Origin of the sequence: Lentzea sp. NPDC005914, from assembly GCF_040629405.1 — a bacterium.
Lineage (GTDB): Bacteria > Actinomycetota > Actinomycetes > Mycobacteriales > Pseudonocardiaceae > Lentzea.
Map to the genome: position 1 here is coordinate 66,094 of NZ_JBEXVQ010000042.1, position 20,370 is coordinate 86,463.

14 protein-coding genes are annotated in these 20,370 nt (G+C 68.2%); 8 read left to right on the forward strand and 6 right to left on the reverse strand.

Annotated elements, in window-relative coordinates; all coding sequences use genetic code 11:
* Positions 1-96: 96 nt before the first annotated feature.
* Positions 97-459, forward strand: coding sequence for a VOC family protein (locus tag ABZ345_RS39995; RefSeq protein WP_359860173.1), 363 nt, complete (start codon positions 97-99; stop codon positions 457-459).
* Here the strand turns inward: ABZ345_RS39995 and ABZ345_RS40000 are convergent.
* Positions 437-1,276, reverse strand: coding sequence for an alpha/beta hydrolase (locus ABZ345_RS40000; protein WP_359860174.1), 840 nt, complete (start codon positions 1,274-1,276; stop codon positions 437-439). The genes ABZ345_RS39995 and ABZ345_RS40000 overlap by 23 nt on opposite strands.
* Between ABZ345_RS40000 and lysX the strand changes: the two genes are divergently transcribed.
* From lysX to ABZ345_RS40015, 3 genes are all read left to right on the forward strand, one after another.
* Positions 1,238-4,540: a bifunctional lysylphosphatidylglycerol synthetase/lysine--tRNA ligase LysX gene (lysX, locus tag ABZ345_RS40005; protein WP_359860175.1), complete on the forward strand. Its 3,303-nt coding sequence runs from the start codon at positions 1,238-1,240 to the stop codon at positions 4,538-4,540. The two genes, ABZ345_RS40000 and lysX, sit on opposite strands and share 39 nt — an antisense overlap.
* Positions 4,541-4,606: 66 nt before the next feature.
* Positions 4,607-5,686, forward strand: coding sequence for an XRE family transcriptional regulator (locus tag ABZ345_RS40010; protein WP_359860176.1), 1,080 nt, complete (start codon positions 4,607-4,609; stop codon positions 5,684-5,686).
* A complete protein-coding gene (locus ABZ345_RS40015) occupies positions 5,683-6,219 on the forward strand; it encodes a hypothetical protein (protein WP_359860177.1) in 537 nt (178 codons plus the stop codon). The genes ABZ345_RS40010 and ABZ345_RS40015 overlap by 4 nt, the downstream gene beginning before the upstream one ends.
* 3 nt (positions 6,220-6,222) lie before the next feature.
* Here the strand turns inward: ABZ345_RS40015 and ABZ345_RS40020 are convergent, their stop codons facing one another.
* From ABZ345_RS40020 to ABZ345_RS40030, 3 genes are read right to left on the reverse strand one after another with little or no spacing between them, the layout of a single operon-like run.
* A complete protein-coding gene (locus ABZ345_RS40020) occupies positions 6,223-6,870 on the reverse strand; it encodes a response regulator transcription factor (RefSeq protein WP_359860178.1) in 648 nt (215 codons plus the stop codon).
* 1 nt (position 6,871) lies between these two features.
* The gene (locus ABZ345_RS40025; RefSeq protein WP_359860179.1) at positions 6,872-8,062 is read right to left on the reverse strand and encodes a sensor domain-containing protein; all 1,191 of its coding nucleotides are present in this window, start codon (positions 8,060-8,062) and stop codon (positions 6,872-6,874) included.
* Positions 8,063-8,115: 53 nt separating this feature from the next.
* Positions 8,116-9,828 (reverse strand): NAD+ synthase, encoded by a 1,713-nt coding sequence (locus ABZ345_RS40030; RefSeq protein ID WP_359860180.1) that lies wholly within the window; start codon positions 9,826-9,828, stop codon positions 8,116-8,118.
* 29 nt (positions 9,829-9,857) lie between these two features.
* On the opposite strand from ABZ345_RS40030, the gene ABZ345_RS40035 reads away from it, so the two are divergent.
* Both ABZ345_RS40035 and ABZ345_RS40040 read left to right on the forward strand, forming a co-directional pair.
* A complete protein-coding gene (locus ABZ345_RS40035; protein WP_359860181.1) occupies positions 9,858-11,420 on the forward strand; it encodes an alpha/beta hydrolase in 1,563 nt (520 codons plus the stop codon).
* Positions 11,420-12,943 carry an alpha/beta hydrolase gene (locus ABZ345_RS40040; protein WP_359860182.1) on the forward strand — a complete coding sequence of 508 codons (1,524 nt, stop codon included), beginning with the start codon at positions 11,420-11,422 and terminating at the stop codon, positions 12,941-12,943. The genes ABZ345_RS40035 and ABZ345_RS40040 overlap by 1 nt, the downstream gene beginning before the upstream one ends.
* Here ABZ345_RS40040 and ABZ345_RS40045 read toward each other — a convergent pair.
* Complete coding sequence (locus ABZ345_RS40045; protein WP_359860183.1) at positions 12,898-14,415, reverse strand: MFS transporter; 1,518 nt, start codon at positions 14,413-14,415, stop codon at positions 12,898-12,900. The genes ABZ345_RS40040 and ABZ345_RS40045 overlap by 46 nt on opposite strands.
* Entirely contained in the window at positions 14,416-15,051 is a 636-nt protein-coding gene (locus ABZ345_RS40050) for an LppX_LprAFG lipoprotein (RefSeq protein ID WP_359860184.1), read from the reverse strand.
* Positions 15,052-15,092: 41 nt separating this feature from the next.
* On the opposite strand from ABZ345_RS40050, the gene ABZ345_RS40055 reads away from it, so the two are divergent.
* A complete protein-coding gene (locus ABZ345_RS40055; protein WP_359860185.1) occupies positions 15,093-16,436 on the forward strand; it encodes a glutamine synthetase family protein in 1,344 nt (447 codons plus the stop codon).
* A gap of 19 nt (positions 16,437-16,455) precedes the next feature.
* Positions 16,456-19,986, forward strand: a complete 3,531-nt coding sequence (locus ABZ345_RS40060) for an FkbM family methyltransferase (protein WP_359860186.1) — start codon at positions 16,456-16,458, stop codon at positions 19,984-19,986.
* Positions 19,987-20,370 lie beyond the last annotated feature (384 nt).

The window sequence follows — 20,370 nt, forward strand, 5'->3', positions numbered from 1 at the left end:
CCGCGTGGGTCCCCGGGCGCTTTGTGCACGGTTGCCGAACACCAGAGTGACACCGTTGGACGGAAACGGAACGCAGATGCGGTTACCGTCACACGGGTGGCATCACGAATCACTGAACTGGTACTCGACTGCACCGATCCGGAACGTCTGGCCGCGTTCTGGTGCGAGGTTCTCGGCTACGAGGTGATCGACCGCGAGGACGTCCTGGTGGAGATCGCCCCGTCCGACCGGCGCACGACGATGCTGTTCCTCAAGAACTCCGACACCAAGCTGCAGAAGCTCCGCCTGCACATCGACGTGAGGGCCACCGACCGGTCCCAGGACGAAGAGCTGGAGCGGCTGCTGGAGCTCGGTGCCACGCGTGCCGACATCGGTCAGGGTGACGACGTGAGCTGGTACACGCTCCACGACCCGGAAGGCAACGAGTTCTGCCTGCTCAGCGGCCGGGTAGAGCCCTGAGAACGTCTCGGACGGCCATGACCACCGCGTCCGGCCGGTCCATCTGGATCATGTGACGGCTGCCGGGCACCGGTACGTTGCGCCCCCACGGCACGAGGGCGGCCAACGACCGGTGCTCCGGCCACACCTTCCGTCCCGCCGTGAGCACCAACCACGGCACGTTGGGCAGCTCACGACGCTCGCGCAGGCGTTCCAGCGTCGCCACCTGACCGGGGTAGGACGCGAGCTCCCACAGCACCGCCCGTCCCACGCCGGGCCGCCGGTAGACCAGTTCGACCAGGTCAGCGGGTGCGGGGTCGGTCACTCCCAGGGTCGAGGCCGCGGTCAGCAGGTTCCGGAACGCGTGCCCGAACCGCCGGGTGATCCGCGCGCCGAGCCAGCGGCTGCCGAACGCTCGCAGCCCCTGCGCGATCACCGCGGACACGTCGAACGGCGCCCCGCCTCCCGGACTCTCGGTGTCGGGGTCCAGCAGTACGACGCCCTCGACCCGGTGCGGCCGCAACCGCGCATAGGCCTCGACGTGCAGGGACGCCATCGAGTGTCCGACGAGGATCGCCTTCGGAACTCCGCGCATCACCGCGTCCAGCACGGCCACCTCACGCGCCAGCGACGGTCCGCGCCGCGCCGGACCGCTCAACCCGAGTCCCGGCCGGTCGAACACGATCACCCTGGCGAACGGCTCCAGCAGCCGTACCGTTCTGTCCCAGTCGAACCACGCCCCGCCCAGTCCTGAGCTGAGCACGACCACCGGCTGGTCGACACGCCCGGAGGTGGCGACATGCACCCTCCCGGCCGAAGACGGAATCATGGCGGTCATCGTTCGACCTCGGGAGTTGAAGTGGTACCGGCGTGGAAGTGGAAGGCCGCGGGCGCGATCGCGACCGTCGTGCAGGTGGCCGGGGTGCTGTCGCTGCTCCGGGTGATCCTCCCGGAGGACACCTGGTTCACCGACGTCACCGACGGGATCGCGGGCCTGCTCGGCCTGCCGATCGACGGCAACCTCTTCATCGCCATGGTGTTCTTCGTGCTGGGCGCGGCGCTGCGCAGGCACAAGCGCGCCGCGTTGTGGGCGCTGCTGCTGTTCCAGGTGGTGGGCCTGCTGGTGGTCTCGCTCATCATGACCATCCTCGTGCTCGCACCTGAAGAAATCTTGGACGAGGGCGACTCGCCACGCTGGGCACTGGGCTGGACGAGCCTCGGCTCCTCCCTGGTGCTCGTCGCGCTGCTGTGGCTCGTGCGGGAGGCGTTCCCCGCCCGGCTCGCCCGCGGCGCGTGGCGGCGGGCGCTGGTGTCGTTCGTGCTGGGCATGGCCGCGCTGGTGCTGGTCGGCTGGGGCCTCGCCGAGGTGTTCCCCGGCAAGCTCGTGGAACAGCCGGACAAGGTGGCGTGGGCGGCGAACCAGGCGACGGGTGAGATCGTCCGGCTGGGACGGCTGGACATCCCCGAAGGCCCGCAGTGGCTGAGCGTGATCCTGGGCCTGGGCGGCACACTCGTCGCGATCCGTGCGATGTACGTGTTCTTCCGCGGGGTCCGCACCCAGAACATGATCACACCCGAGCAGGAGCTGGACGTGCGCCGGCTGCTCGCGGCCGACGGCGAGCCCGACTCGCTGGGCTACTTCGCGACCCGGCGCGACAAGAGCGTGGTGTTCGCGGCGTCCGGACGTGCGGCGTTGACCTACCGGGTGATCGGTGGCGTCACGCTGGCCTCAGCCGACCCGATCGGTGACGAGGAAGCCTGGCCGGAGGCCGTGCTGGCGTGGCTGTCCGAGGCTCGCACCTACGGCTGGATGCCTGGCGTGCTGGGTGCTTCCGAACGTGGCGCGCAGGTCTACACCGATGCCGGGCTGAAGGCGCTGGAGATCGGTGACGAGGCGATTCTGGACGTCCGCGAGTTCGTCCTCGCCGGTCCGGAACGCCGGGGGCTGCGCCAGGCGGTGTCGCGGGTCGAACGTGCCGGGTACACCGCGAGGGTCCGCCGGCACAGCGAGATCGCGCCGGATGAGATGGCGTCCATTCTGGACCGTGCGCAGGCCTGGCGCGGTGCCGAGACCGAGCGCGGGTTCTCGATGGCGCTGGGACGCCTGGGAGATCCGAGCGACGGCCGTTGCGTGATGGTCGAGGCGTACGACGCGTCTGGTGCGTTGCGCGGGTTGCTGTCGTTCGTTCCGTGGGGACGCCGTGGCGTGTCACTGGACCTGATGCGGCGTGACCGTGCGGCGGAGAACGGCCTGAACGAGTACATGGTGGCGCAGTTCGCTGCTGCCGCCGGACACCTCGGCGTGCACCGGATCTCGTTGAACTTCGCGATGTTCCGGGCGGTGTTCGAGGAGGGCGAGAAGATCGGCGCGGGCCCGGTGCTGCGGGCGTGGCGGCGGGTGCTGTCGCTGGCGTCGCGGTTCTTCCAGCTGGAGTCGCTGTACCGGTCGAACGCGAAGTACCTGCCGGACTGGGAGCCGCGGTTCCTCTGCTACCAGCGCTCCCGGTCGTTGCCGCAGGTCAGCATCGCGGCAGGGGTCGCGGAAGGCTTCGTGCCGTCGCTGCGGTCGTTGCGCAAGCGGGCGTTGCAGAAGACCGACGTGACCTCCGAGTTCGCCGCGCGCGTCGCCGAGATCGACGCGATTCGCGTCGAACCGAAGGCGGTGCGGCGTCCCGAGCAGGTGCGGGTGCGGATCGCGAAGGTCGAACGGCTCGTGGCCGCGGGAGTCGAGCCGTATCCGGTCGGGTTCGACCGGTCGCATCTCCTCGCTGCGGCGCGGGAACGGTTCGGCGAGGACGTCTCGGTCACCGGACGCGTGGTGGCGCTGCGGGAGATGGGCAAGCTCTGCTTCGCGCGGCTGCGGGACTTCAGCGGCGAGATCCAGCTGATGCTGACCGTCGACTCGCTCGGGTCCGGGCTGGCGTCGTGGAAGTCGGACGTGGACCTCGGGGATCACGTCGGCGTGACCGGTCGCGTGGTCAAGTCCGACCACGGCGAGATCTCGGTGCTGGCCACGTCGTGGGTGATGACCGCGAAGTGCCTGCACCCGTTGCCGGACAAGCGAAAGGGCTTCACCGACCCGGAGGCCCGCGTCCGCCAGCGCTACCTGGACCTGGTCGTGAACCAGGACTCGGCGCACCTGCTGAAGCTGCGCAGCGACGTGATCCGGAGCGTCCGCGAGTTCCTGCACTCGCACGAGTACCTCGAAGTCGAGACGCCGATGCTGCAGGCGGTGCACGGCGGCGCGAACGCCCGGCCGTTCGTCACCCACATCAACGCCTACGACATGCGCATGTACCTGCGGATCGCGCCGGAGCTGTACCTGAAACGGCTGTGCGTCGCCGGTGTGGACCGGGTGTTCGAGCTGAACCGCAACTTCCGCAACGAAGGCGCGGACGCCACGCACAACCCCGAGTTCACGATGCTCGAGGCCTACCAGTCCTATGCGGACTACCGGGTCATGCTCGACCTGGCGCGCACGTTGATCCAGCACGCGGCGCGCACGGCGTTCGGCTCCGAGGTGGCCGCCCGGCCCGACGGCATGGTCGACATCTCGGGGGAGTGGCCGGTGGTTCCGGTCTACACGGCGGTGTCCACCGCTCTGGACGCCACCGTCACGCCGGACACGCCGGTCGCGGAGCTGCGTGCGTTGCTGGCCGCGCGAGCCGTCGAGATCAACGACGACTGGGACCACGGCCAGCTCGTGCAGGAGGCCTACGACTCGTTCGTCGAGGCTTCCACCGTCGAGCCGACGTTCTACATCGACTTCCCGACCTCAGTGTCACCGCTGACCCGCCAGCACCGCGTCGACCCGCGGCTGGCCGAGCGGTGGGACCTGGTCGCGTTCGGGGCGGAGATCGGCACGGCCTACTCCGAGCTGACCGACCCGCTGGAGCAGCGGCGCCGGTTGGAGGCGCAGTCGTTGAAGGCTGCTTCCGGTGACGTCGAGGCGATGGAGCTGGACGAGGACTTCCTGCGAGCGCTGGAACACGGGATGCCGCCGACCGGCGGGCTCGGGATGGGCGTGGACCGGTTGCTGATGATGCTGACCGGCACGTCGATCCGGCAGAGCGTGCTGTTCCCGTTCGTCCGGCCCACATAGCCCCCTGTCTGGTGACTTTGTGCAGCCTCCTGTGACACGGCTGTCAATTTGTGCGAAAATCGCACCATGGCGCAAGCGCAGGACTGGAACCAGGTGGGCGAGCGAGTACGTGACGCCCGGATCGGCGCTGGTCTCTCTCAGGCAGAACTCGGCGCTGCGTTGTCGCTCGACCGCACCATGATCGCGAAGATCGAGGCAGGCACGCGCAAGGTCGACGCGCTGGAGCTGACCAAGCTGGCGGCCGCGCTCGGAGTGCCGTTGGACTACTTCCTCCACAGTGCGCCAGCTGTGTTGTCCCGGCGGGCCGAACTGAACGAGGAAACCACCACTGACGCGGGCCGGCAGGCCTACCGCTTGGAAGCCCAACTGGAGGCGTGGGCGAGGGATGTTCGGCAGCTGACAGATCTCGGAACGCTCGTCCTGAGGGACATATATCGGTCTGAGGGTGCGGCTGACGAGGAAGCCGCGAGGGTCATCGCGGCCGCCTTCCGGTCGCATTTCGACTTGAGTAATGACCCGATCTCAACCCTGACGGACATCTGCGAGCGTGCGGGGCAGTTCGTGCTCGTCGCCGATCTTCCGGGTGACGGTGCATCGATGGTCGTCGACGACGAGCTTGCGGTGGCGGTGGTGAGTCGATCGGGAGATCCAGGTCGGCGCAGGGCGACAGCGGCGCATGAGCTCGGGCACATGGTGCTCGGCGATCCGTACTCCAACGACATCGGAGTTGCGGCCTCTCTGCGTGATCGCGAGTCCGTCGTCGACGCATTCGCTGCTGAGTTGCTGTTGCCCTCAGAAGTCGTGGCGACGGTGAATGGCCGTGAAGGCCTGGTTGCCTTGGCGGCTCGCTATCGCACGTCCTGGTCCCTGACGACACGTCAGGCTGTACATGTCGGCGTCCTCGACCCTCGTGAGGCGCGGGTGTGGCGGCAGCGGACACCAACCAAGGCAGAACTGATGAACGCGATCGGGTGGGTGCCACAGCCGGACCTCGACGCGATCAGCGTGCCGCCCAGCTATGCCACCGCGGTGATGGAGGCGTTGGCACGCGACTTGCTGACTCCGTCGCGCGCAGTCGAACTCATGCACGGCCAAGTCGTCGAGAGCGATCTGCCGGTTGTTGCTGACGACGAAGTAGCGCCATGACGCGGACCGAACCGCTGGTCCTCGACACCATGTGCTTGTCGCACTTCGCTCTGATCGAGCGGCTGGATGTTCTCGGTGATTTGCTGAGTGGCGGGGACTGCTGGACGACGGCGATCGTCAAGGACGAGCTGAGCCGTGGCCTCGACGAGCATCCGCTGCTTCGCAACGCGCTTGACCTGCCATGGCTTCAGGTTGCGGCACTGGATGAGTTGAACGAGATTCAGCTCTTCGTGAAGTGGTCGAGGTTGATCGGTACGACCGACCGTGACCATGGTGAGGCAAGCGTTTTCGCGGTCGGCGAGCTGCTCGACGGCATCGCGCTCACTGACGATCGAGATGCCGTCAAAGTAGCCCGGGCAAATGGGCTTGAGGTGCACGGCACGATCTGGCTGCTTGCTCAGCTGTGCTGCGACGGCAAGATCACTGAAGCGGCTGCGGGCAACCTCGTCGACATGCTGCGTGAAAGCGGCATGAGATTGCCTTGCACAGGCGCACAGTTCAGCTCCTGGACTAAGAAGCACGGTTTGTTGTGACGCTCAGTGCTCCAGGTACGCCAGCACTGCCTGGACGCGCCGGTCGCCCGCGCCGTCCTCGGTGTTCAGGCCGAGTTTGAGGAACACGTTGCCGACGTGCTTGTGCACCGCGCCCGCGCTGATGACCAACTGTTCGCCGATGGCCGCGTTCGACAGTCCTTGTGCCATCAACGCGAGGACCTCGCGCTCCCGCGGTGACAGCACGCTCAAAGCGTCATCCGCCCTGCGCCGCACCAGCAACTGCGACACGACCTCGGGGTCGAGCGCCGTGCCACCGTTCGCCACGCGGTGCAGCGAGTCGAGGAAGTCCGCGACCTTGCCGACGCGTTCCTTGAGCAGATAGCCGACGCCGCCGTTGGTGCCCGCCAGCAGTTCGTGCGCGTAGCTCTGCTCGACCCACGCCGACAGCACGAGCACGGCCAGCTTCGGGTGTCGCCGTCGCGCTTCCACGGCGGCTTTGAGGCCCTCGTCCGTGAATGTCGGTGGCATGCGCACGTCGACCACGGCGATGTCCGGCGAGTGCTCGGCCACGGCGTCGAGGAAGTCGTCAGGGTTGTCCGCGGCTGCCACCACGTCGAGGCCTTCGTTGCGCAACAACAACGTCAGCCCCTCGCGGAGCAGTGCGTCGTCCTCGGCGATCACGATGCGCATGTCACTTCCCCACTGGTAGCACGACGGTGAGCACAGTAGGGCCACCGGAAGGACTGCTGATGCTCGCGGTGCCGTCCAGCGCCGCCACCCTGCCGCGAATGCCGTCCAGCCCCGTCCCCTTCTTCTCGTCCGCGCCACCCTTGCCGTCGTCGTGCACCAGGACGACGAGCCGGTCGTCGTCGATGCCGAGACTGACCCACGCGTGCTCGGCGCCGCTGTGCTTGGCCACGTTCGTGAGGGCCTCGGCCACCGCGAAGTACGCGGCCGCCTCCACCGCCGCCGGCAGCCGTCCGAGGTGCTCGGCCTGCAGCACGCACGGCACCGGGCACCGTGCCGCGAGCGCCTGGATCGCGCCGTCCAGGCCCAGGTCTTCCAGCACCGGCGGGTGGATGCTGCGGACGACGTTGCGCAGCTCTTCGAGCGCGTCGCCTGCCGCGTCCTGTGCCCGGAGCAACGCCTGCTGCGCACCGGAGGGGTTCTGCTGCAGAGTTCGTTCCGCGATGCCGAGCATCATCACCACGCCGACGAGCTTGTTCTGCGTGCCGTCGTGCAGGTTCCGTTCGATGCGCCGCAGCTCCGCCCCGTGTGCCTGGAGCGCGGCGGCACGGGTCGCGACGACCTCGGCGAGCCGCTTCTCCAACGAGGCCTTCGGTGGTGCCAGCAACTTCCGGGCCCACTTCGCGTCCAGGTCGGCCAGCCGCGGCAGCTGCCACACGATGAGCGCGAGCACGATCGCGATGGGCACGCTGAGCAACGCCTTCGCCCACGAGTCGACGTGGACGCCGAACGAGTTCTCCATCCCGCCCGGGACCGTCCACCAGAACAGCAGCGCGATCGGCTGCTGGACCAGCGCGCCGGGAATCCCGATCGCGATCGCCCCGAACAGCGTGCCGAACAGGGCGTGGCTGATCAGCCACAGCCCTTCCCGGCGGCTCACCGGATCGGCCAGCACCCGCTGTGCCCGGTGCAGCCACGGTCCGTCGAGCGGTTCGGCCGGCGGCACCTCGGCCCCGGTGTACCGGGCGAGCCGCGACCGGTCGACGTCCACGATCCGGCGGATGACCGGCGCGGTGATCGGCAGCAACGGGAGGATGACGACGGACAGCATCAGCACGCCGATCGCCAGCCACGACGCGATGGCCGTCAACAAGCCGGTCGCCAGGTGGGCAAGCGCGGCCCAGATCCGTTTCACACCGGCAAATCTAGCCATCTGACCTGGGCGTGCGCGGTAGAGCAGGCTCTACTTCAGCCCTCGCGCCATCCGCTCGTGATCGGCAGCCGCCGGTCCCGGCCGAAGGCCTTGTTCGAGATCTTCGTGCCCGGCGGGTACTGGCGCCGCTTGTACTCGGCCTTGTCGACCATCCGCAGCACCTTGTCCACCAGTTCGGGCGCGAACCCGGCGGCGAGCAGGTCGTCGTAGCCGCGGTCACCGTCGACGTACTGGGTGAGCAGGGCGTCCAGCAGCTCGTAGTCGGGCAGCGAGTCGGTGTCGACCTGGCCGGGCCGCAGCTCGGCGGACGGCGGCTTGGTGATCGAGTTCTCCGGGATCGGCGGCACCTCGCCGCGCTTCTCGGCCTCGTCGTTGCGCCAGCGCGCCAGGCTCCAGACCAGGGTCTTGAACACGTCCTTGATCGGGGCGTAGCCGCCGACCGCGTCGCCGTAGATCGTCGAGTAACCGACCGCGAGCTCGGACTTGTTGCCCGTCGCCAGCACCAGGTGGCCGTGCTGGTTGGACAACGCCATCAGCAGCATGCCCCGGCACCGGGCCTGGATGTTCTCCTCGGCCAGACCAGTCAGCTTGAGCTGGTTGACGTAGGTGGACACCATCTCGCCGATCGGCTCGGTGGTGAAGTGCAGCCCGGTCCGGACGGCCATGTCCGACGCGTCCGACTTGGAGTGTTCCGACGAGTACGACGACGGCATCGACACGCAGTAAACCGAGTCGGCACCAAGAGCGTCCACGGCCAAAGCAGCCACAACGGCGGAGTCGATCCCGCCGGACAGACCGAGCACAACGGACCGGAAGCCGTTCTTGTGCACGTAGTCACGCAGGCCGGTGACCAGCGCGTGCCACACCTCTGCCTCATCGGACAACGGCTCGAACACGCGCGGCGCGGGCAACGGCTCGTAAGCGGGCACCTCGTCCGACACGAAGACCCGGCGCACGTAGAAGTCGCCGATCTGCCCCTGCTCGTACTCCGAGGCCCCCGGCAGGTCGAAGTCCACCAGCATCAGGTGCTCGACGAACTGCGGCGAGCGCCCGATCAGCTGACCGTCCTCCGCGACCACCAGCGAGTCGCCGTCGAACACCAACTCGTCCTGCCCGCCGACCAGGTTGCAGTAGGCGAGCGGCGCACCGGCCTCGGCGGCGCGGCGCACCACCAGCGGCAGCCGCTGGTCGTCCTTGTTGCGCTCGTACGGCGAGGCGTTCGGCGAGACCACCAGGTCCACACCGGCGTCACCCAGCGCGGTGATCGGTCCGCCGTCCTGCCACAGGTCCTCGCAGATCACCATGCCGACCTCGACACCGTTGATCCGGATGATGTCCAAAGACGACCCCGGCTTGAAGTACCGCCGCTCGTCGAACACGCCGTAGTTGGGCAGGTGGTGCTTGCTCTGCCGGGCGACGACACGCCCGCCGTGCAGCACGGCCGCGGCGTTGCGCGGTCCCACGGAGTCGTGCTCCAGGTACCCGACGAACGCCACGACGTCGCCCAGCCCGGCAGCGTCCAAAGACGAGGCCAGCGACTCCAGCGCCTCCGCGGAAGCGCGGGCGAACGACGTGCGGATCGCCAGGTCCTCGACCGGGTAGCCGGTCAGCACCATCTCGGGGAACACGACGAGGTGCGCGCCGCCTTCACGGGCCTTGCGCGTCCACTCCACGACCAACGACGCGTTGCCGGAAAGGTCGCCAACAGTGGCGTTGACCTGGGCGAGCGCGATGCGAAGCTGCGGCATGCCCTCATCATCTCCCATACCATCGGGCTGTGGTCCGTCTCTTGAGCGTGTTGCTCGTCATTCCCCTTCTCGCCTCGTGCACGTCGATCCTCGAAGGGACGGCCAAACCCGGCGTGACCCTCGAGAAACCCGGTCCGGCCGGGACTGTCCCCGCGGGTCTGGAGAAGTTCTACGGCCAGCAGCTCGCGTGGCAGGACTGCTCGTCGTTCGCCACGACCGGGTCGAGCAGGACGGCGTACGGCAGCAAGCGCGACGTCGAATGCACCCGGCTGCAGGTTCCGCTCGACTACTCCAAACCGGACGGCGACGCGATCACCATCGGCGTGCTCCGCTACAAGGCCACCGGGCAGAAGATCGGCTCGTTGTTGATCAACCCCGGCGGTCCCGGCGCCTCCGGCATGGCGACGGCCGCGGGCATGGTCTCGGACTACCGCAAGACCGATCTCGGCAAGCGGTTCGACCTCATCGGGTTCGACCCGCGGGGCATCGGCGCGAGCGATCCGGCGGTGAGGTGCCTCACCGGACCGGAGCGCGATGCCGAGCGTTTGGACCTGGACGTTGATACGAGCGCGCAGGGAATCACCCAAACGGAGCAAGAGAACAAGGCGTATGCCGAGAAGTGTGCCGCCGGTACAAAATTCGGGGCATCAATGCTCGCCAACATGGGCACGCGGGACGTAGTTAAGGACATGGATGTCCTCCGCTCTGCGCTCGGCGACGCGAAGCTGAGCTATGTCGGGTACTCGTACGGCACCCGCATAGGCACCGAGTACGCCGAGACCTTCCCCCAGAACGTGCGCGCACTCATCCTCGACGGCGCAGTCGACCCCACCCAGGACCAGCTCGCGTCGCTGGTCGCCCAGGCAGCCGGCTTCCAGAAGGCGTTCGACGAGTTCGTGAAGTGGTGCCGCGACCAGCGGGACTGCCCGCTGGGAGACGACGCCAACACGAGTTTCCGCCAGCTCACCACGCCGTTGATCCAGACACCGGTCAGCGTCGGCAACCGCAAGCTCTCCTACAACGACGCGATCACCGCCGCGATCCAGGCGTTGTACTCGGAACAGCTGTGGCCGCTGCTGCTGGACGGTCTCAACGAGCTGAAGAAGGGCCGCGGCACGATGTTGATGCGTCTCGCCGACGCGTACTACGACCGTGATGACCAGGGCAACTACTCGACCATCACGGACGCGTTCAGCGCCGTGCACTGCGTCGACGACCCACGGCTGACGGACAAGAACGCGCTGTTGGAGACCGCGAAGAAGTACAAGGAGGCGGCGCCGTTCCTCGACGACGGCAACCCTCCCGGTGCGCCGCTCGACTCGTGCGCGTTCTGGCCTGCCCCGGTGTCGGGCCGCACCGAGGCGCCCAAGGCCGACGGCATCCCGCCGCTGCTCGTCATCTCCACGACCGGTGACCCCGCCACCCCGTACGAGGCGGGCGTCAACCTGGCCAAAGCGCTCAACTCGAAGCTGCTCACGTTCGAGGGCGTCCAGCACACCGTCTTCCTGCAGGGCGAGAAGTGCGTCGACGAGATCGGCGTGAAGTACCTGATCGACCAGACATTGCCCGCCGACGGAACCCGGTGCGCCTAATGACGAAGAGGCGATCCCGAGTCACCGCGGCCTTGTTCGCCTTGATCGTTCTGCTCGGCACGTCCACGTCCTACGCGCGCATCGACGGCTCACCGGTCGCCGCGCGCAAGGGCCTGGCGCGCTTCTACGAGCAGGCGTTGTCGTGGGGTGCGTGCCAGCCCTACGCGACTGATGCGAAGAGCAAGGGCCTGTACGAGCGCGAGGGCATCCAATGCGCGCGGCTGCAGGTTCCGCTCGACTACGAGAGGCCGGACGCGGGGACGATCACAGTCGGGCTGTTACGCCGGCCCGCCGCCGAACAGGGGCGACGGGTCGGTTCCGTGGTCGTGAACCCAGGTGGTCCGGGTGGTTCGGGCATGGCGCACGTCGCGGGCATGCAGCCGAACAACCCGGTTGGCAAGCGGTTCGACATCGTGGGCTTCGACCCGCGCGGGGTCGGTTCGAGCCTGCCCCGCGTGCAGTGCCTCACCGATCCGGAACGGGACGCGCAACGGCTGCGGCCCAAGGGGGAGAGCGCGACCCAGACCGAACAGGAGAACAAGTACTTCGTCGACAGGTGCACCGAGCGCAGCGGACTCGACCTGCTGAAGAACGTCGGCACCAGGGACGTCACCCGTGACGTCGACGTGCTGCGCGCGGCGTTGGGCGAGAAGAAGCTGACGTACCTCGGCTACTCCTACGGCACGCGCATCGGCACGTTGTACGCCGAGATGTACCCGAAGAACGTGCGCGCGATGGTGCTCGACGGCGCGGTGGCCGTCGACGGCGACACGGTGGACGCGGCGGCACGGCAGGCACAGGGCTTCGAGCAGGCCTTCCAGCGGTTCGCGGGCTGGTGTGCCCAGCGCGACTGTCCCATCGGGAAGGACACGAACGCCGCCGAGTCCAAGTTCCGGCAGGTGATCGAGCCGCTGAAGAAGGCCCCGATGCAGGTCGGCGAGCGCAAGCTGTCCCATTCGGACGCGAACACCGCCATCATCCAGGCGATGTACTCGGACCGTTTGTGGGAGACGGCGCTGAAGGGACTGCAGGAGCTCAAGCAGAACAAGGGCGCCACGCTGCTGCAGCTCGCGGACCAGTACCTCGGCCGGGCGCAGGACGGCTCCTACTCCCGCATCCAGGACGCGTTCGTGGCCATCCGCTGCGTCGACGAACCGCCGGTGAAGGACCGCGCCACGCTGGAGTCCAACCGCCGCAGGCTGCTGGAGATCCTGGGCAACGACACCATCCCCACCGACGAGACCGCACTCGGCCCGTGCGCGTTCTGGCCGGCCCCGCACACGTCGGAACCGCATCCGCCGACCGTGAACGGGCTGCCGCAGGTGCTGGTGGTCTCGACGACCGGTGACCCGGCGACGCCGTACCAGTCCGGTGTGGCCCTGGCGAAGGCGCTCGGCGCGCGTTTGCTGACCTACAACGGAAACCAGCACACGGCGTTCCTCGCGGGCATCGGCTGCGTGGACGGCGTGGGCACGAACTACCTGGTGGACTTGAGGTTGCCGGAGACGGACTCGGTCTGCTGACGAGCACGAGCAGGGAGGAGGACCGAACCCAGCGCTCCGAGCGCGCAGATCACCGCCGTGATCAGGAAGATCTCGTGGTACTCGGTGAGCAGCGCCTCGGTGAGCCCGCGCTGGTATTCGGCCATCTGCCGGGCGTAGACGTCTTTGTCGACCCCGAACGGCAGCGGGGTGTTCAGGCCTGCCGTGAGCTCGCGGAACCGGTGGAGTCCCCACGCGGACAACGCCGCCACGCCGACGAGCATGCCCGTCATGCGTGCCACGACGACGAACGCCGACGCCACGCCGTGCCGCACTGACGGCACGACACGCAGCACGGCACCGGACAACGGCGCGATGACCAGGCCCAGCCCGAAACCGGCGATGGCCAGGTCACGCGTCAAAGCGAACCCGGAGACGTCGGCCGGCCACCGCGCGATGAACACGTACGACACCGCTGCGACCGTCAGGCCGCCGACCGACACCCAGCGGTCGCCCAGCCGCGACGCCAGCCATCCACCCAGGACGGCGCCGACGGGCAACGCGACGAGGAACCGGGTGAGCAGCGTCGCCGCGGCCGCGGAGTCCCGCCGCAACACGGTCTGCGCGAACAGCTCCACGTCGACCAGCGTGACCATCAACGCCGCGCCGGCGGCGAACGAAACCCCGAGCACGGCCCAGAACGGCCGCCACCGCACACCTTCGGGGTCGATGAGTCGCACAGACGACCGGCGTTCCCACACGAAGAAGACGACCAGCACGAGCAGCGCCGCAGCCAGCACGGGCCAGCCCCACGACGGCAGCACGGACTGCTCGGGCTTCGGGTTGTAGAGCCCGACCACCAGCAGCGACAACGCCAGAGCGAGCAACGCGCCGCCCACGACGTCGATCCGGACCTCACGCCGTGTGTTCGGCACCGTCCGTTGCACGATCACCATCGCGATGACCGCCAACGGCACGTTGACCCAGAACACCCATCGCCAGCTCTGCGGCTCCCACGACTCGAACAACGGCATCGCGTTGAACAGCGTGGCGACACCGATCCCGTACAGCGTGCCGAGAACGGACCCCAGCTCCTGCGCCGCACCCACGGTCCCCAGAGCGGTCGACCGCCGGTGCTCTTCCCACAGGTCGGCGACCAGGGCCATCGTGACCGGCAACAACGCGCCGCCGGCGAGGCCCTGCACCACCCGTCCGGTGACGAGCAACGGCGTGTCGGCGGCCAGAGCCGTGACCACCGAACCCACCAGGAACCCGAGCAGCGACACCTGCAGCACGAACCGCCGCCCCAGCCGGTCCGACAGCTGCCCGAGCAACGGCATGCCCGCCACGTACCCGAGCAGGTACCCGGTGACGATCGGCGTGGCCTCTTCCAGCCTGTTCACCGCGATGCCCAGGTCACGCACCATGTCCGTGAGCACACCGACGACGACGTACGCGTCGAGCGCACCGAGCAGAACAGCCGCGCCGGACGCGGCGAGGGCGACTTTGCGCATCTACTCGGGCGCCGTCACCGTGACGGGCTTGTCGAAGTCCGTGAGCCCGACGTCGACCTTCTGGCCACCGGGCAGCTCGAACAGCGCGTTCTTCAGCTTGGAGTCCTTGTCGATGGAGAACGTGGCCTTCACATCGGCGGAGATGCCGGGCACCAGACCCGCGGCGACGTCCTTCGGCACGGTCGCCTCGACCACCGACAGGTCACCGGACGACTTCGTCTTGGCGTCCTTCGCATTGGCCAGCACCTTCGCGACGCCCTTGTCCGGGCTCAGGATCGCGGACGGGTCGTACACCTGGCCCGCGAACGCCGACGGCACCTTGGTGAACCCGCCGGTCGGGCCCTTGAAGTGCAGGTTGCCGCCGGTCAGCACGTACTCGATGGACAGCAGCTGCCCCGCGAACGTGACCTTCGCCGTGCCCTTGGACTCACCGGTGGACGTGAGGTCGCCGTCGGCGTCCTTCACCGGGACGTCCGGCAGCTGACCGTCCACCTTGATGGTGAAGTGGACGGTCTTGACCGAGCGCATCGACTCGGCCGACTTCGAGAGCAACGTCGCACCATCGGGGAGATCTCCACCGGACGTGCAGCTCGTGAGCAGGGCGAGTGCGCAAACCAACAACCAACGGGCGGACATGCGTTGATCGTAGAGACTGCCGAGCCCTTAAGCTGCGCCCTATGGACCGCCAGCAGGAGTTCGTGCTCCGCACGCTAGAGGAACGCGACATCCGGTTCGTCCGGCTCTGGTTCACGGACGTCCTGGGCTTCTTGAAGTCCGTGGCGGTCGCACCGGCGGAGCTCGAGGGCGCCTTCAGCGAGGGCATCGGGTTCGACGGCTCGGCGATCGAGGGCTTCGCCCGCGTCTACGAGTCGGACATGGTCGCGAAGCCGGACCCCGCGACGTTCCAGGTGCTGCCGTGGCAGACCCCGGACGGCTCGAACTACTCGGCGCGCATGTTCTGCGACATCACAATGCCGGACGGTTCCCCGTCGTGGGCCGACCCGCGCCACGTGCTGCGCAGGACCCTGTCGAAGGCGAGCGAGGCCGGGTTCACCTGCTACGTGCACCCGGAGATCGAGTTCTTCCTGCTCAAGGGCCTGCCCGCGGACGGCAGCGAGCCCGAGCCCGCGGACAACGGCGGTTTTTTCGACCAGACCTCGCACGAGACCGCGACGCACTTCCGCCGCCACGCCATCGAGGCGCTCGAGGCCATGGGCATCTCGGTCGAGTTCAGCCACCACGAGGGCGCGCCCGGCCAGCAGGAGATCGACCTGCGCTACGCCGACGCGCTGACCATGGCGGACAACGTCATGACGTTCCGGTACCTGGTGAAGGAGGTCGCGATCACGCAGGGCGTGCGTGCCTCGTTCATGCCCAAGCCGTTCTCCGAGCAGCCGGGCTCGGGCATGCACACGCACTTCTCGTTGTTCGAGGGCGACCGCAACGCGTTCCACGACGAGGAAGACCCGTTCCAGCTCAGCGAGATCGGCAAGCAGTTCGTCGCCGGTGTGCTGAAGCACGCGCGCGAGATCTCCGGCGTCACGAACCAGTGGGTCAACTCCTACAAGAGGCTGATCGTCGGCGGTGAGGCACCCACGGCCGTGTGCTGGGGTCACGCCAACCGCTCGGCACTGGTCCGCGTGCCGATGTACTCGCCCGGCAAGTCGTCGTCGCGCCGCGTCGAGATCCGCTCGCTGGACTCCGCGTGCAACCCGTACCTCGCCTACTCGGTGATCCTGGCCGCCGGCCTCAAGGGCATCGAGAAGGGCTACGAACTTCCGCCGCCCGCCGAGGACGACGTGTGGTCGCTGACCGACCGTGAGCGTCGTGCCGCCGGGTACGCGAACCTGCCGCAGAACCTCGGCGAGGCCCTCACCGAGATGGAGAACTCGGAGCTGCTCCCCGAAGCGTTGGGCGAGCACGTCTACGACTTCTTCCTGCGCAACAAGCGGACGGAGTGGGACGCGTACCGGCGTAGCGTCACCCCGTACGAGTTGCGCTCTCTTCTTCCCGTGCTGTGAGGCCGATACGTTGCTCTCCGTGACAGAGGTACCCGAGTTCCAGCCGACGATCTGCGCCTGCACGGTCGCCACGGCGGCGGAGCTACCGGCCGTCAAGGTCCTGTCCAGCTCGTTCCTCGCGGAGCACCCCGAGGGCCGGTTCGTGGCGCTGATCGTCGACGCGCAACCGGAGCACGCCGGACCGGGGCTGATCACGCCGCTGGACATCGGCGTGTCCGAGATCGAGCTGCACGTGCTCGCGACCTCGCTGGACGCGGACCAGCTGAAGGCCGCCGTGCTGCCGCGCCTGCTGGAGGCGTTGCTGACGCAGGGCATGCCCGTGCTGTACCTCGACCCGTGGGTGCAGGTGTTCGGGTCGCTCACGAAGCTCGTGCTGGAGTCGTTGCGCAACGCTCCGGTGGTGCTGCTGCCGCGCACGTTGCGGCCGCTGCCGTCGGACGGACTGCAACCGGGGCCCGCCGAGCTGCACGAACTGGGCGCGTTCGACCCCGGTTTCATCGCGGTCGGCGAAGGCGCCGAGCCCTACCTGGCCTCGCTGGACATGCCCGCGATCGTGCCGCACCACGTCGTGCGCGACGCACGGGTCGGGGTGTCGGTGTGGAACGTGGCCGACCGTCCTTTGCACCGCACCGAATCGGGTTCGCTGGCCGTCGTCGGCCAGGACCTGCTGACCGTGCACTTCCGCGGGTTCGACCCGAAACGGCCGTGGCTGCTGTCCGCCGATTTCGCGGAACGGCCGCGCGTGCTGCTGTCGGAGCACGCCGAGGTCGCCGAGCTGTGCACCGCCTACCGCGCCGAGCTCGTGCGGTGCGGCTGGACCGTGGCGCCCGTGCCGTACCGGTTCGACTCGCTGATCGACGGCACTCAGATCCCTTCCGAGCTCCGAGCCGACTACCGGTCCGCTTCGCCGACGCCGCTGCCGGCGTTCGGGGAGGACGGTGGTGGTGGGTTCCTCGTCTGGGCGTGCGAGCAGACGGAGAACGGCGGCACCCGGTGGGCCGACGCGGTGTGGCGCGCGGATGCGTTGCTGCAGCAGCAGTTCCCGGCGCCTTACGGTGCGGACGCCGATGCCTGGCGTGAGTGGTGTGCCGGAGTCGGTGTGGCCTCCGGGCGGTTGCCGGTGCCTGCCGTGCCGCAGCCACGCGAAGAGGGACCCGCACTGCTCGACCAGCTCGGTGTGTCCGTTGTCGGCTCGGGGCCGTTGTCGGATCTGATGCTCGCCGCGGCGCGCGCGTCCGGGCTGCCGGTGTCCACCGAAGCCGGTTATCCCGTTGTGGTGCGCACTTCTTCTGACGACGAGGTGCCGGCCAGCCGGTTCGTCGTCGAGGTCGCGCTGGACGCCACCGCCGCGGACGACCGCACGGGCGTGAACGAGCTTTGGCTGTCGTCGGACGTGTCGCGTGCTGCTGCCGAACGCATCGGCGGACCGATCGTTCGTGTGATGCCCGTGCCGGTGCAGGACGTTGGCGCTCGTGAGCACACGTCTGGCGAAGTGGTGGTGTTCGCGGCGATCGCGGACCACTCTCTCGACCGGCCCGGCAACGTGCTGGGTGCGGTGTCGGCGTTCTTGAGCGCGTTCCCGGACCGCACGGACGTCGAGCTGCGGATCGCGGTGTCCGGGGCGTTCGAGCACCCCGAGGCGGCTGAGCGGTTGCGTCTGGCCACCGCCTCTGACCAGCGGATTTCGCTGGTCGAGGACTCCGATGTGTGCCTGACCGCCGATGCCGTGGTGTCGTTGCACCGCGGTGGTGCGGACGACCGGATCGCGCTGCGTTTGGCCGAACTGGCCGTGCGGGGCGTGCCGATCGTGGCGTCCGAGCACGGTGCCGTGGCCGAGCTGTTCGGCAAGACTGCGGTTCTCGTGCCGTGTCACCAGGGTTCCGAGCCCGATGTGCAGGCCGCTTCGCGGTTGCTGCGTTCGTTGGCCGACGACCTGGCGACCGCCGAAGCGCTGGGAGCGGCCGGACGTGAGCACGTGTTGTCCGTGCGGTCGGTCCCGCGTGTGGCGGAGATGCTCCGCGAACGCGTCGAGCACGCGTACCGGGGATGGCGGGCGCGCCGGCCGAAGCCGAAGCCCGAGGTCGACCCGATGCTCGCGTTGCAGTCGGCCAAGCACGCGTTACTACGTCAGCCGAACATAGACACCGCGCATCGGACGCCGATGGCACCCGCATTGCGCAAGATCGTGCTGCGCGCGCTGGACCACTACGACAACCACATGCGCCAGGTGCTGCACACCCTGATCGACGGGGTCGAGCGCACCGTGTCCGAACTGGTCGACCGGCAGGACCAGCTCAAGGCCGGTGTCGGCGCGGGTGAGCTGGAGCTGCTGCGGGCCGAGATCGAGCAGGTCGCGGAACGGCAGTCGCACTTCGGTGACCAGCTCGTCGGCGTCGACGACGGTGTCGTGCGCGTGCGTGCGGACATGGCCGGTCAGGGCCGCCGGCAGCGGGACATCGAGGACGCGGTCGTCGCCGAGGCGGCCAAGCGCGCCAAGGCGAACGACGTGCTGGCCGAGCGGATCGACAAGCTGACCGTCGCATTGGACCGCACGCTGGACCGGATCGACTCGCTGGAGTCGAAGGTCGTCGAGGTGTTCCGCGAGCGCGACTCGCGGCTGGACGCGGCGATCCGTGCCTCCAACCAGGCACAACAGACCGCCGACGCGTTGCGCCGCGTGGTGGTTCGTCAGCACGAGGCCGCTGGTGACGCGCCCGCGGTGCGTTCGTCGCTGGTGTTGTGCGACGCGGGCATGATGCGGCTGCCCTCCGACGACGCGTTCATGCTCCCGCTGTTGTCGTCCAACGGTGTGTGGGAGCCGGACCTCGCGAGTCTGCTCGACTCGGTGCTGGAGCCGGACGGGATCTTCCTCGATGTCGGCGCGTACGTCGGGTATCACTCGATCAGGGTGTTGTCCCGGCTCGGCCTGATGGGTGCCGTCGTCGCGGTCGAGCCGGATGCGGGTGCCGCGGCTCTGCTGAGGCACAACGTCTCGGCGAACCTGCCCGCCGCGGTGGCCTCTCGGCTGACCGTGATCGAGGGCGCGGCGTGGGACAGCCCCGGCGAACTGGCCGTGTCGCCGACGCTGACCGGCGGTGTGTCGGTGTCGCCGCTGGCCGCCGATGCCGCGGACGACGTCGCGCGGGTGAAGTCGGTGCGCCTGGACAAGGAGCTCGAAGGCATCGCACTGGCGAAGGGCATGAAGCTTTCCGTCGTGCGGGTGGACACGCCTGGCCGTGGGCATCGCGCTCTCGCGGGACTTGTCCGGCTGTTGCGTCGCGACAGGCCGCACGTGTTCCTGGAGTTCTCCGCGACCTCGACCGCCGACTTCGGTGACGATCCGGTGACGGTCCTGAAGGAGTTCGGCGTCTGGGGCTACGACCTCGTGCCGCTGGCCACCCGGCAGGCGGCCGCACCGGACCAGATCGTCAGGGCGATGGAGGGTCTTCGTTCCATCACCCTGTGGCTGCGACCGCGTCCGGTTGGGGCCAAGCCGGCTGCTCCGAGCCCCTCGGTTCCGATCAAGCAACCGGCTGACCAGGCGATTTGACTTTGATCCTCCCCATGAGTAACTTTCTCCAAGTCGCAAGCGAGACCCCGGAACGAGCGGTTGACACCGCAGATCGGGCCGGGTAAAGTCTCACGGCGTCAAACCCCCAGAAGTAAATGAACGGCCTACCGTGCTGTCCGGGATCTGAAAATGACCCCGATTTGACACCGGAAAAGCCACTCGGATAACTTCTGAACCAAGCAAAAACTGAATGCGAAGCGAGTTTGCGCCGCAGCGAAGAAGCCGAAACGGCCGATTTGACAAAGCGAAAACGGACTGGCTAAGCTTTCAACACAAGCCCCGAGTGAAACTCTCCGGAAACGGAGATTGGATCCGGTGAGCGCGTGTTCTTTGAGAACTCAACAGCGTGCCGATAACACAGCC